Here is a 13,593-nt window from a genome sequence, read left to right as displayed (position 1 = left end):
TTAAAATTTTTAATTTATTATATTTTACAAATATACTTAATTTTATTTAACATCATTATTTTTAGTATTTTATATTTATTTTTTGGGTGTATAAATAAGGGTTTTTGTTTTAAAATAAACTTATATAAATAAACAAACTATTATAGGTATCAATATTTTGTTAAAGTTTTCACAAACAATATTAAACAAAATAAATCACTTCTAAAAACATAATAACTTTATTTTCAAGGTATTAAATACATCCAAACACAGTGCGAGTGATTTGAAATAAAGAATAGTAGATTTTATTTTGTTCAACTTTAACTATGTTTTGTTGAACATTTATTTATTTTTTATATCTTAGTCGAAACTAAAAAATATTAAACCATGAAAAAATCACCTTACATTCTTACCGTATTTTTATCGATAATATTATTATCTCTTAGCATTTTATCTTGTGATGATGACGATGATACAATAAAAACTCCTGAAACAAATACTATTACAGACTTTCTAGTTGAAAATATAGATAATTATAGTAGCCTTTTAGCCGCTTTACAAAAAACTGATTTGGTAGAAGCTTTAAGTGGTGATGAAATCTTTACTGTTTTTGCACCTAATAATACAGCTTTTGACGAATTCATATCAAGTACAGGTTTCAACTCTTTAGATGATGTACCTGTTGATGTTTTAACACAAATACTACTAAACCACGTTATTGCAGGAAATGTACAATCTAGTGATTTAGCTACTGGTTATATTAGTTCACTTTCTACTGCAACTCCAAACAACGCTAATATGAGTATGTATATTGACATAACTAATGGTGTTAAAATTAACGGAACTGCTACTGTAACTGGCGCTGATAATAATGTAGACAACGGTGTTATTCACTTAGTAGATGCCGTTATTGGATTACCAACTATTGTCACTATGGCAACTTCTAATAATAGTTTTACCAACTTAGTAGTTGCTTTAACTAGAGATGATCAACCTAATTTTGTATCTGTATTATCTACTGCAAATGGAACTGACCCTGCTCCTTTCACTGTTTTCGCCCCAACTGATGCTGCTTTTAGTGCTTTATTAACGGAACTTGGTGCTGATAGCCTAGCTGATATTGATGGAGCCACTTTAACCGCAACTTTAAACCATCATGTTGTAGGTGGTGCAAATGTAACTGCCGAAATGCTTACTGATAATATGACTGTAACCACTTTAGGTAGTGATATTACTGCAAACATCTCTGGTGGCGCTACGTTAACCGATACCAATGGTAGAGTAAGTAATATTATAGTTACAAATGTACAAACTGCTAATGGAGTTATCCACGTTATTGACAAAGTGGTTTTACCTAATTTAAATTAATATTCTTTAATTATTTAATTAGATAAAAAGACTGTTTGAAAAGTTTAAAAACCAATCAAACAGGCTTTTTTATTTTTATAAATTTATTCTTCTACATGACTACCCTTTATAGGTTCAGAATGCTTAGGTAAGACTAAATTTAAAATAACACCAACTACAGAAGCTAGACCGATACCTGCTAAAGAAAAATTTCCAAAACCAATTTGAGCACCACCAATTCCAACGGTTAAAATAATAGAAACAATTACTTGGTTTCTGGTAATAGAAAAATCGGTTTTAGCATCTATTAACGTTCTAATTCCAATACTTGCTATCATACCAAAAAGCAATAACATAATTCCGCCTAAAACAGCTGTAGGTATTGTTTTTAAAATGGCACTAATTTTACCAATAACTGAAAATACAATTGCAGTAACAGCAGCAATTCTTAATACCCTTGGATCCGTTATTTTGGTTAGTGCAACAGCTCCTGTAACTTCAGAATATGTTGTATTTGGTGGTCCTCCTAAAAAACCTGCAAATGCAGTAGCAACACCATCACCTAATAATGTTCTATGCAAGCCTGGTTCTTTAACAAACTCTTTATCTGCTACACCTCCTATTGCATACATATCTCCTATATGTTCAATAATAGGTGCAATTGCTACTGGAATCATATATAAAATTGCTCCCCAATTAAACTCTGGTGTTGTAAATTTAGGAAAGGCAAACCAAGCTGCTTCATTTACTGGTGAAAAATCTACCAAACCTGTAAATATTGATATTATATAACCGACAACAATTCCTATAAATATTGGAATTAATTTTATCAATCCTTTTGTAAAAGTTACTATAATTATTGCTGTAGCTAAAACAACAAGTGCAATTGGCCAATTAGATTTAGCCATATCTACTCCAGTTGAAGCCAAAGATAATCCTATAATCATAATAACGGGTCCAACAACTACTGCTGGAAATATTTTTTCAATAACCCGCAATCCCCATAATTTTATTATGGCTGAAACTATTGAATAAACTATACCTACCGCAATAATTCCTCCTAATGTTCCTGAATATCCGTATAATTTTGTTGCAGCTATTATGGGTGCTATAAAAGCAAAACTACTTCCTAAAAAAACAGGAACTTTTCCTTTGGTAATTAAATGGAATATTAGTGTTCCAACACCTGCTGTAAATAAAGCTACTGAAGGATCTATATTTATTAAAAGTGGCACTAATACTGTTGCTCCAAAGGCAACAAATAAAAATTGAATTCCAATAATTACTCTCTTTATTGGACTTGAAGTGTTTGTTAAAGTTTGATTTTGTTTCATTTATTAAAATTTATTGGGTTTATAAGTCTTAAATTATTTAATAATAGCTGATATATTCAGCATAAAAATTAGTACTAATTTGACTTTCAGATAGTTTCAATGTAGAAATAAACATTACTTTGGAATGCTAAAAATTTAATTGAGCTAATTTACTTATAAAATCAAAACAATTTTATTACCATTATAAAATGTTATAAAAACAAAATGTTAATAATTATTAAAAAGGAATTTTTAAACCTGTATTCAAAATCTAAAACACTAATTTTAACATATTTACAAACAAAACATTTAACTATAATTGGTTATTTATAATTAATTAAAATAGCAAAATAGAGTGCTTAGAAAATAAATTTCTAAACACCTAATTTTAATTTCTTAGAATTTATTTTGACTAAAATTTAAATTTTATACTTGTAATAAAATTTCTTCCAATGTTTAGAATGCCATCTGATTTTAAACGAGATAAATGAGAAATATACGATTCATTAAAAACATTATTTACATTTAAGTTAACATCAAAATATAGTTTATTAAATTTAACAGTGCCTCCAACACCAACATTTATCAGGTTATAAGCATTACTCTTGGTCTCAAATTCACTTATATTAGTTTGTTTAAAAGTATTTTCAAGAGTAATAGATGCAAATCCATTTTGTAATGTATTTGTATTATTAAACTCTGCTCTTATAGTATTTGTAAGTTTATTGGCTGGTATTAACGGTAAGTAATCTCCATTATCTTGTTTTCCAACAACCAATTCAAAATTACTATTTAAATGCAACCAATCTAAAGGATGTGGATGTAAATGCAATCCAAATTCTCCTCCATATAATTTTGCATTTTCTTGCGTATAACTATAAACATCGTTACCATCTTCTACCTCACCTGTTGGAGAAATAAAAATATAATCGTTAATATGATTGTAAAAACCATTTGCAACCAATTCAAAATGATCTGTTTTATATTCAAAAGAAATATCCGATTGAAGGTTTTGTTCTTGTTTTAACTTAGTATTCCCAAGTTCAAATCTATTAGAACCATGGTGAACTCCATTTGAAGTTAATTCGGCCAAATTTGGAGCTTTAAAACCTGAAGCAACGTTAAATCTACTAATTACTGTATTAAATAAAAGTGTTTTATACCCTATTGAAGCCGAAATATTATCAAATGTTTTATCAATAGCTTCAAAAATATGGATTTCATCTTCATGCAAAACTTCATGGTAAGCTGTTGAAATATTTCTAGTATCAAAACGAAATCCTCCTTGAAAACTGCTATTACTTATTTGATACATTGCAGTTACAAAAACACCAACATCATTAGTTGTAGCATCTGGAATTAAAATTTCTTCACCAAAATTCTTATTTTTTTGATGCATTCCTTGCACTCCAATAACTGTTTCAATTGAATTAAATTTTGGCAAATGCCATTTAATATCGTAACTATAAGTATCTAATTTTAGTTGTAAAGCAGCTTCTTCACTTTCGTGATCTTCCTCTTCTACATGAGCTTCGTTATCGTGGTCATCTTGTTCTAAATGTTCATCATGGTCGTGTTCTTCAAATTCATTTCGTAAATTTTCGGTATAACCAAATACTGTTGAAATTTTTGAATTATTCAAGAAAATAGTATTGTTTAAACTCAACATTTTAGTTGTTAAATCTTGGTAAGGAAGCATTTTTTCTTTTGAAGTAGACTGTACTCCAATTTCTTCAGGAATACCAATAATACTTCTGTTGTATAAAAAACGAACTATGCTAGAAATACGCTCACTATTATATCCAATTGCTGTATTAAAATTGGTTTCATTAAATCGTGTATTTGTTACACGTTCATCATTTGCAGTTTTATAATCGCTATGAGTATTATGCGATCCGTTTACTAAAAACTTCCATTTATTATACGATTGTTTAGCACTAAATAAAGTACTACTTCCTGCTGTATTTGAATAAAAAGTTTGACCTCCAGAAATATTAAAACTGTTTATTGGTGCAAATTTTATAGGATTAAAATATAAAACACCACCCAAAGCATCTGACCCATATAATAAAGATGCTGGACCTTTTATAACCTCTAAACTTTCAATACTTGATGCATCAACCCCCAAACCATGTTCGTCTCCAAATTGCTGATTTTCTAATCGTAAACCCTGGCTATAAACAAGTACTCTATTACCTCGTAAACCTCTAATAACAGGCTTTCCAATTCCGGTTCCTGTAGCTATTGTAGACACACCAGGTAAAGAACTAATTCCTTCACTTAAAGTCAACATTCCTTTATTTTGTAATTGTGCAATGGTAGCCTTTTCAACTTTCATTACATTTTCACTTTGTAACTTATTAAATGGCGTTGAAATAATTACTTCATCCATTTTAAATACACTTTCTTCTAAAATAAATGTTAACTCTGTTGTTGCAATATTAAGTTCAACTGTTTTAATTTGAGTTTTATAACCTAAAAAAACGATGGTTAATTTTATTGTATTATTAGGTAAATTATTTAATTCAAAATAACCATTTTCATCTGTTGAAGTTCCTTTATGGAGTTCTTCTACAAACACTTCAACTCCTAAGAGTGGTTGGTTGTTTGTATCGGTTATAGTACCAGAAATAGTATGTTGTGCTTGTGCAACAAAAGATAATCCTACAAATAGAATTCCTAAAAATATTTTCATGTAATCTGTATTTTCTTATTGATATTAAATTATGTTTCAGTCAATTACAACTAAAACACTCTATATTTAAACTGTTAAACCAATAAAAAGGGAGGTGCTCTGGAAGATTTAAAATAAAGCTCAACTGTTTTAATTCTCAGTTTTTCTGAATAATTTTTTTCGAAGTCAAAATCGTTATCTAAGAAAGTAATTTCAGATTCAAAATTAACAGCATTGGTATTTATTATAAAATGAAAAACCGAACAATCAATTTCATGTATGTCAAAATGAACTTTATTTTGAGCGTTACAAACCGAGTGTTCGTGTTTTTTAAAAGAATGAATGAACTGTACTGCAAATGGTAGCAGTACAGCAACAAGTAAAACACTTGAAATTATATGTTTAAATTTTCTTTTAATTGCCTTTATTTTCGGCAAAAATAGTAAAGTAATTAATCTTTAACCCCTAATTTACCTAAAATAATTTCTAGTAAGCACCATTTTGTAAATCCACGTTGAAATAAATTTGCACCTACAAATGCGGTAAACCAAAGCCAATTTTCATTTACATAAACGGCAAGAGCTAAACTAATTAATATAAAAGCTCCAGGAATAATATTCATTAATCTTGATTTCATTTTTTTAATTTTTTAGTTAATATATTTTTCTATTTCTAATACAATTGCTTTAATTGGATTAGATTTTGATTTTTCTGCATTAAATGCTTCTACTCCTTTAAAAATTGCTTCTACTTTATCTTCGGTTGTAAATGCAAAATATAATTTAGAATCATGTGAATCTCTTTGCGCAGAAAACCAATTATTTTGAATAGTTTTAGAAGGGAAAAATTTTTGTCCTTGAATATCAGAAGTACTATACACTAATATTTCTGCTTTTTCAAAAATTTTAGACACATCTTTTTCAAATTGTGATACGCTTGTTATTATAAGTAGTTTCATATTTAATTTGGTTTATAGTGAATTATACTGGTTATTTTCTATTTGAATACCTCGTTATTCTTAAACAATACTTCAATTCCACTAAATTTTGGTTACCCAGTGAAATTGAAGTAATTTTTATAAGAACCTAAAATAAATTTAGATAAACGAGTTTCTATTATTTTTCTGGATATTTATGTTTCTCTGTCATATAATATACTAACGGCACTACTAATAAAGTTAAAACCGTTGCTGTAATTGTACCTCCCATTAATGAGATTGCTAATCCTTGGAAAATTGGATCAAATAAAATTACAAATGCTCCTATTACCACGGTTCCAGCTGTTAATAATATTGGTGTTGTTCTTACAGCTCCTGCCTCAATTACTGCTTGTTTTAACGGAATACCGTCTTGTAAACGCAGCTCTATAAAGTCTATTAATAATACTGAGTTTCGCACCATAATTCCTGCTAAAGCAATCATTCCAATCATAGAAGTTGCAGTAAAGAACGCTCCCATTAGCCAGTGGCCAACTATAATACCAACCATAGAAAGCGGAATTGCTACCAACATTACCAATGGCGCTTTAAAGTTTTGGAACCAACCTACAATTAGTAGATAAATTACAAATATTGCAACAGCAAAAGCAGCTCCTAAATCTCTAAATACTTCATATGTAATTTGCCATTCTCCATCCCATTTTACTGTATAATTATCTTCATGTACTGGTTGTTGATTAAATTCTTCATTTAAAGTATATCCGGTAGGAACTTCAATTTCATCTAACCTATCACTCATATTTAAGATTCCATATACAGGACTTTCTAATTTTCCAGCCATATCAGCAATTACATACACTACTCGTTTCTGATTTTTACGGTAAATTGATTTCTCTCTTACTTTTTCTTCAACCTTTATTAAATCACCAACAGGAATTGCAACTCCCATTTGCGAAATAACTTTTAGTTGTTTTATATCGTTTATTGAAGACTTTTCTTTTTCATCTAAAGCTAATACCAAACCAACTTGATCGTTTGCTGTTTCATTATACAATGCTGAAATTGGTTGTTCTGAAAGCGCCATTTTTAAAGTGGCTACAATTTGTTGAGGAGCAACTCCATTTAACATTGCTTTTTCTTTATCTATAACAAAATTAAATTCTGTTTGATCCGCTTCAATCATATCGTCAACATCAACAATATCATTTGTTGTTGAAACAATACCTTTCAACTGTTTTGCAATATTAATCTGCTCTTTATAATCTGGTCCATAAACTTCAGCAACAATTGTAGACATTACTGGTGGTCCTGGTGGAACCTCAACCAATTTCACATTTGCATTAAAGCGTTTTCCAATTTCTTGAATATCGGCTCTTAATTTTTTTGCTACATCATGACTTTGTTCTGAGCGTTCTTCTTTATCAATTAAATTTACTTGAATATCGGCCATATTAGAACCTCCACGTAAATCGTAATGACGTACCAAACCGTTAAATGTAATTGGTGCAGAAGTACCTACAAAACTTTGATAATTATCAACTTCAGGTCTTTGAGATAAATAATTAGCAATTTCTCTTGTTACTGCTGATGTATTTTCTAAAGTTGTACCTTCTGGCATATCTACTACCACTTGAAATTCATTCTTATTATCAAAAGGCAGCATTTTTACGGCAACTCCCTTGGTATAAAATAAAGCCATTGAAGCTAGTAATAATAACGATGTTAGTCCTAAAAATAACCAACGTTTCTTTTTATTTTCTAGCAATGGTTTTTCTAACTTGTTATATAATTTAAATATAAAAGTAGTTTCTACGCCTTGCTCTTTCTTTTCTTCTTGTTTATCTTTTTCTCTTAAAATATAAAATCCTAAATAAGGTGTTATTGTTAAAGCTACAAATAAAGAAATTATCATTGCTATTGATGCTCCAATAGGCATTGGGCTCATATAAGGCCCCATTAAACCAGATACAAATGCCATCGGTAATACAGATGCAATTACGGTAAATGTTGCTAAAATTGTTGGGTTACCAACTTCATTAATAGCGTATAATGCGGCTTGTTTAAATGGTAATCGCTTCATTTTAAAATGCCTGTGCATATTTTCGGCTATAATAATGGAATCATCTACCACAATACCTGTTACAAATACCAATGCAAATAGTGTAATTCTATTTAGGGTATAATCTAACATATAATAGCTAAACAATGTCATAGCAAATGTAATTGGTACTGATAGAAACACTACCAAACCACCACGCCAGCCCATTGCTAACATTACTACAATTGTAACGGCTAAAATAGAACCAATTAAATGCATTAAAAGTTCAGAAACTTTATGAGATGCAGTTTCACCATAATTACGTGTAACTGTCATATGAACATCATCTGGCAATAAATCTTGTCTTAAATGCTCTACTTTATCTAATATTTTTTCTGAAATTTTCATAGCATCAGCACCTTTTCTTTTCCCAATAGAAATAGTAACTGCAGGATATTCTGAAGCATAAGTTTCAGATAATTCATTTGCTTTTCCATAACCAAAAGACACATATTCTTTTGGAATTTCAGGTCCGTCTGTTATAGTTGCAATTTGTTTTAAATAAACAGGCATATTTTGTTGTACACCTACCACTAAATTTTCTACATCTTCAACATTTGTTAAAAAATTTCCTGTATTTACCAGGTATTCTGTATTATTATTATCAAAACTACCCGAAGTTAATTGTTGGTTATTTGCTTGAATTTTTTGAGTAACACTTAACATATCCAAGCCACTTTCTGCCATTTTATCTTTATCTAAAACAACACGCACTTGTCTATTTCTACCACCAATTGCTTTGGTAATGGCAACATCATTAATTTTTTCAATTTCACTAGTTAATTCGCTAGCAACTTGTTTTAATTGGTAATCATCATACGTTTCACTCCATAATGTTAAAGCCAACATTGGAACATCATCTATTGCTCTTGTTTTTACTAATGGCATAGAAACACCTTGCGGCATTTGATCCATATGCTTCATAATTTCGTTATAAAGCTTTACAAACGAACGTTCAATATCTTCACCAACATAAAATTGTACAATTAACATTGCTTGTTCATTCATTGAAGTAGAATACACATATTCTATTCCTTTAATATTTGAAACAATTTTTTCTAGTGGTTTTACTACTCTAGATTCAACCTCAACAGAACTTGCACCTGGATAACTTACAAAAACATCTGCAATTGGCACGTCTATTTGTGGTTCTTCTTCTCTTGGAATTAAAAATGAACTATATACACCAATGACCATAAACATAATCATTAACAAAATAGTTAATTTTGAATTCATAAATACTTTGGCTATACCGCCAGCTAATCCTTCTTTCATCTATGTATTTTTTAATTTTTTAAATAAGTTAGATGGAACTTTCTAGGATTAACTAATTATTTTCGATTTTAATAATTAGTTAATCAAGAACGTTTCATAATTATTGTACGTTAAGTTTAGAACCGTTAACTATTTTACTTTCAGACGTTAAAACAAATCTGTCTTCTGCCGATAATCCAGATAAAACTTCTGTTTTATCGCCAAACTCTTTTCCTAAACGCAACCAACGTAATAATGCGGTATTAGACTGACTTACAACATAAACGCCTCTTAATTCACCACGTTCAATAATAGAAGATGTAGGAATTAAAATTGGTGTATTTTCTCTTGCAGTTTTTTCTGTTGGAAATTGTACTGAAGCAAACATTCCAGATAATAATTTAACATCTGTCTCTTCTAACACAATTTTTACTAAATACTGTCCCCCAGTATTTTTTGTTGAAGAACTAACTTCAGTAATTGTTCCTTTTAAAATTTTATTGATAGATTTTATTAAAACATCTACTGTAGTACCATTTTTTATTGAAGTAATTTCAGATTCTGGAACCATAGCAATTACTTGAAATTTACCCGGATTTTCAATGCTAATTAGAGGCATACCAGGATTTGCCATATCTCCTGCATTTATAAATTTACCCGTAATAACACCGCTAAAAGGCGCCGTTATATTTGAGTATGACAATTGAGCATTAACTTGATTTTTCATTTGATTTGTAGCTTCCAAACGTGCCTTTGCCATTTCATAATTAGCTGTAATATCATCCATTTCTTTTTGCGAAGCACTATTGCTACTAAACAACACCTTAAAACGATTGTAATCTTTCTCTGCACTTTTAAATGCTGCTGTAGCTTCCGCTATTGAAGCTCCTACTTGAGCTTTTTGAGCTAAAATATCTGCACTGTTAATACTTAATAACAATTGTCCTTTAGAAACTTTATCTCCAACGTTTACATGTACTTTATTTACGTACCCCATATTACGAGTACTTAAGTTAGCATTTTGGGTTGCCTCTACTTTTCCACTTGCAGTTATAAAAGTACCAACTTCTGATGAAGGTGTACTTACTTTTACATTTACTGCAACTCTATTATCAACAACTTTTACATTATCTTTTCCACAACTGATTACTATTGTTAAAGTAATAATTGTTAGTATTTTAAATATATTTTTCATTATGGTAGTATTTTAAGTATAGTGATTTTAGTTAGATTATTTTGTTAAAAAATTTACATATGATTTTGTAAAATTGTAATTATAAACTGCTTGTAAATATTCTAGTTGCTTTTGTAAATATTTTGTTTCAGAAATTAATACGTCTGAAGTTTTTTCCAATCCTTGCTCGTATCTATTTGTTCTAATTCTTAACGCTTCTTTAGATTGTTCAACCGCTAAACTTGTTAAATTCATACTGTTTTCAGCATCTTTTAACTGACGTTTTGCTTTGTTAAACTCTAATTGACTTTTATTTTTGTATTGTTCTAAACTAATTTCAGCCTTATCTAATTCTGCTTTACTTTTTTGTGTTTTACCAATACGTTTAAAACCTTCAAAAACATTCCAAGATAATTGTGCACCAACTAAATAACCGTTAGCATTTGCATTAAAAATTTTATCATCGTACAATTCGTAACTTCCAAAAGCATTTAAACTTGGTAAATACGACATTTTATTGGCCTTGTACATATTTGTATAAGCTTCTGTACTTTTTTCCATAGCTTCTATATCTGCTCTATTTTCTGAAAGTTCTTGATTGTATACTTCTAAGTTTAAATCAGCTGTTAAATCTGCAGATGGTTTTAATAGTGTTTCACTAGTATCACCTATTAAAAACAAAAGGTAATCTGAAGCATTTTTAATACCGCTTTTTGCTGTTAATAATTGATTTTCTACTTCAGTAACATGAACTTCTACCGAAAGAATATCCGATTGTTGTAAATAACCTTGTTTTAAACTATTTTCTGCAATTTTCTTATTTTCTAATGCAGCTTCTTTTGCTTTTTCTAATACTTCAACAGCTTTATACGCTACTTGTAATTGCATATATACTTTGGTTACTTCTAGCTTTATAGCATCTATAGTTCTAGTTGTTTGCAATTCAAAAGCATTCATTTTAGCTTTTGCTGCTTTACGCATATAAATACCATCTGCATTAAAAATTGGTTGTTGTATTTCAATTTTAGTAGTAAAATTTTGAATAGCATCTGGGTCATTTAAAAGTTCAGGATTAAAATCTTCTTGTGTTAAAATTTCCTGATTTAGTTTTGAACCAAACGCCATTAAAGGGTTATTGGTTGAAATACCAGAATGTGAAATTGAAATATTAGGCAATAAAATTGAATTAGTTTGATTGTAATCTGCCTTTGCTGCATTAAAATTTTGTTCAGATATTTTAACAGTGTGGTTATTACTTTCAACTTTTTCTAATATTTCATTTAAAGAAATTTCAATTTCTTGTTGTGCATTACCTATTGAAATGTTTAATAGAAATAATGAAATGAATAAAATAAATGTACCTCGCATCTTAATTTCTTTTTTAGTTTAGTGCAAATGTAATTGAGGTTGATTACCTAAGCAGTAATAAACATTACAAACATCTGTAACATTTATTACCTAAAGTTTTAAAGATTATTACCAAAGTACTAAAAACCCTAGAAATTAGCGGGTTATTTACATAAAAATGAAAAGTTTATTGTTTTAAAAACTCTAAAATTTATACTGGCTAACTACAATAAATATTTTGTAAAAAACGAATTTAATAGATTAAAAAAGATTTAAATACTAAACCTTTTTTATACGAGGAAGTTTAATTTTTACATCGTTACCAGAAATTATGGTAGCCAGTAATTGTGTTTGAGGAAATTGTTCGAAAATAATCTTTAAAAATACCGTTATTGGAATTGACATAATTAAACCAGGTACACCCCAAATATAACCCCAAAGCATTAACATTACTAAGATTGTAATAATATTTATAGAGAATGATCTTCCCATAAATATTGGTTCTAAAATACTTCCAAAAACTACTTGAACTAAAGTAATTGTAATTATAAAAAATAATAAAGTACTTGTTGGATCTAATTCAACAAAAGCAAAAAGTGCTAATAAAATTACAGAAACAACAGAACCAATCATTTGAATAAAATTTATAAGAAAGGCAAATAGTCCCCAAAATATAGGAAAACTAACATCAAAAAAATAGCATGCCAATCCAAAACCAAGACCGGTAAGTGCGCTTACTAAAAACTTAACTTTCACAAATTTTATTAAGTCTTTTTCAATTTTCATAAAGGTTTTTACCGATGCAAATTTTTGTTTTAAAATAGTATTATTTAAAAATTTTTGAAAATTGATAGATTCTGCTAACCATAATACAACAAAAAATGCCGTCATTAAAGTCATAGAAACTGTATTTCCAATAAAATCAAAAGTAGAGCCAAAATTATTAGAAATAGTATCACTATTTATAAAATGGCTTATAAGGTTTCCATCATCAAAATAGTTAATTCCTAAAAAGTCCTCAAAAGATTTTGCTAAAAGATTTATTTTTGTAGCAGCTTTTTCAAAAAACATACTATCTGTAGCTAAAATCTCTCTACTTGTTATTTTTATAAGCTCTCCTCCTATTTTAAAGACACCTACAAATATTAATAACACTATAAAAATACTTATAAAATTATGTATTTTACGTTTAGACAACCATCGCATTAAAGGTAAAAACAACAATGCTATAAACATTGAAAAAATTAATGGTATAAAAATGAAAGACATTGTTTTTAAAATGTAAAATACCATAGGTATTACCAATAAAAGCAATAAAATATTAGTTGTTTTTAAATCTTTCATGTGTTTATATTATTATATTTTAACGTTTAATTGCTATTATTTGTTTTAATAAAATCAATAAATTAGCAAATACACTCTAAAAATTTATGTAAAAGTAATAACAAAAATCGCTTAATTAAATTGGAG

The 13,593-nt window shown here is 28.7% G+C and carries 10 protein-coding genes; 1 reads left to right on the top strand and 9 read right to left on the bottom strand.

Annotated elements, in window-relative coordinates; genetic code table 11:
• Positions 1–366 precede the first annotated feature (366 nt).
• Positions 367–1,347 carry a fasciclin domain-containing protein gene (locus MKD41_RS02950; RefSeq protein WP_240243957.1) on the top strand — a complete coding sequence of 327 codons (981 nt, stop codon included), beginning with the start codon at positions 367–369 and terminating at the stop codon, positions 1,345–1,347.
• Positions 1,348–1,430: 83 nt separating this feature from the next.
• Here MKD41_RS02950 and MKD41_RS02945 read toward each other — a convergent pair whose 3' ends face one another.
• The 9 genes from MKD41_RS02945 to MKD41_RS02905 all read right to left on the bottom strand — a co-directional run bounded on the left by MKD41_RS02945 (position 1,431) and on the right by MKD41_RS02905 (position 13,467).
• Entirely contained in the window at positions 1,431–2,660 is a 1,230-nt protein-coding gene (locus tag MKD41_RS02945) for a uracil-xanthine permease family protein (RefSeq protein WP_240243956.1), read from the bottom strand.
• Between the two features lie 391 nt (positions 2,661–3,051).
• Entirely contained in the window at positions 3,052–5,334 is a 2,283-nt protein-coding gene (locus MKD41_RS02940) for a TonB-dependent receptor (RefSeq protein WP_240243955.1), read from the bottom strand.
• A 74-nt stretch (positions 5,335–5,408) separates the two neighbouring features.
• The gene (locus MKD41_RS02935; RefSeq protein WP_240243954.1) at positions 5,409–5,750 is read right to left on the bottom strand and encodes a hypothetical protein; all 342 of its coding nucleotides are present in this window, start codon (positions 5,748–5,750) and stop codon (positions 5,409–5,411) included.
• A 14-nt stretch (positions 5,751–5,764) separates the two neighbouring features.
• Positions 5,765–5,950, bottom strand: a complete 186-nt coding sequence (locus MKD41_RS02930) for a YgaP family membrane protein (protein WP_240243953.1) — start codon at positions 5,948–5,950, stop codon at positions 5,765–5,767.
• Between the two features lie 12 nt (positions 5,951–5,962).
• Positions 5,963–6,271, bottom strand: coding sequence for a hypothetical protein (locus MKD41_RS02925; protein WP_240243952.1), 309 nt, complete (start codon positions 6,269–6,271; stop codon positions 5,963–5,965).
• Between the two features lie 157 nt (positions 6,272–6,428).
• Complete coding sequence (locus MKD41_RS02920) at positions 6,429–9,623, bottom strand: efflux RND transporter permease subunit (RefSeq protein WP_240243951.1); 3,195 nt, start codon at positions 9,621–9,623, stop codon at positions 6,429–6,431.
• A 100-nt stretch (positions 9,624–9,723) separates the two neighbouring features.
• The gene (locus MKD41_RS02915) at positions 9,724–10,797 is read right to left on the bottom strand and encodes an efflux RND transporter periplasmic adaptor subunit (RefSeq protein WP_240243950.1); all 1,074 of its coding nucleotides are present in this window, start codon (positions 10,795–10,797) and stop codon (positions 9,724–9,726) included.
• A gap of 36 nt (positions 10,798–10,833) precedes the next feature.
• Entirely contained in the window at positions 10,834–12,144 is a 1,311-nt protein-coding gene (locus MKD41_RS02910) for a TolC family protein (protein WP_240243949.1), read from the bottom strand.
• 258 nt (positions 12,145–12,402) lie between these two features.
• On the bottom strand, positions 12,403–13,467 hold the full coding sequence (locus tag MKD41_RS02905) for an AI-2E family transporter (protein WP_240243948.1): 1,065 nt from the start codon (positions 13,465–13,467) through the stop codon (positions 12,403–12,405).
• Positions 13,468–13,593 lie beyond the last annotated feature (126 nt).

The sequence above is a fragment of the Lutibacter sp. A64 genome, from assembly GCF_022429565.1.
In the GTDB taxonomy this organism is placed as follows: Bacteria; Bacteroidota; Bacteroidia; order Flavobacteriales; family Flavobacteriaceae; genus Lutibacter.
Note: the sequence above shows the minus strand (reverse complement) of the source record. Positions and strands in the feature narration are given on the sequence as shown.

What these genes read in the sequence shown, in the direction of transcription:
- MKD41_RS02950 (WP_240243957.1), top strand. Translation starts at nt 367, where the DNA reads ATGAAAAAATCACCTTACATTCTTACCGTATTTTTATCGATAATATTA.
- MKD41_RS02945 (WP_240243956.1), bottom strand. Translation starts at nt 2,660, where the DNA reads ATGAAACAAAATCAAACTTTAACAAACACTTCAAGTCCAATAAAGAGA.
- MKD41_RS02940 (WP_240243955.1), bottom strand. Translation starts at nt 5,334, where the DNA reads ATGAAAATATTTTTAGGAATTCTATTTGTAGGATTATCTTTTGTTGCA.
- MKD41_RS02930 (WP_240243953.1), bottom strand. Translation starts at nt 5,950, where the DNA reads ATGAAATCAAGATTAATGAATATTATTCCTGGAGCTTTTATATTAATT.
- MKD41_RS02925 (WP_240243952.1), bottom strand. Translation starts at nt 6,271, where the DNA reads ATGAAACTACTTATAATAACAAGCGTATCACAATTTGAAAAAGATGTG.
- MKD41_RS02920 (WP_240243951.1), bottom strand. Translation starts at nt 9,623, where the DNA reads ATGAAAGAAGGATTAGCTGGCGGTATAGCCAAAGTATTTATGAATTCA.
- MKD41_RS02915 (WP_240243950.1), bottom strand. Translation starts at nt 10,797, where the DNA reads ATGAAAAATATATTTAAAATACTAACAATTATTACTTTAACAATAGTA.
- MKD41_RS02910 (WP_240243949.1), bottom strand. Translation starts at nt 12,144, where the DNA reads ATGCGAGGTACATTTATTTTATTCATTTCATTATTTCTATTAAACATT.
- MKD41_RS02905 (WP_240243948.1), bottom strand. Translation starts at nt 13,467, where the DNA reads ATGAAAGATTTAAAAACAACTAATATTTTATTGCTTTTATTGGTAATA.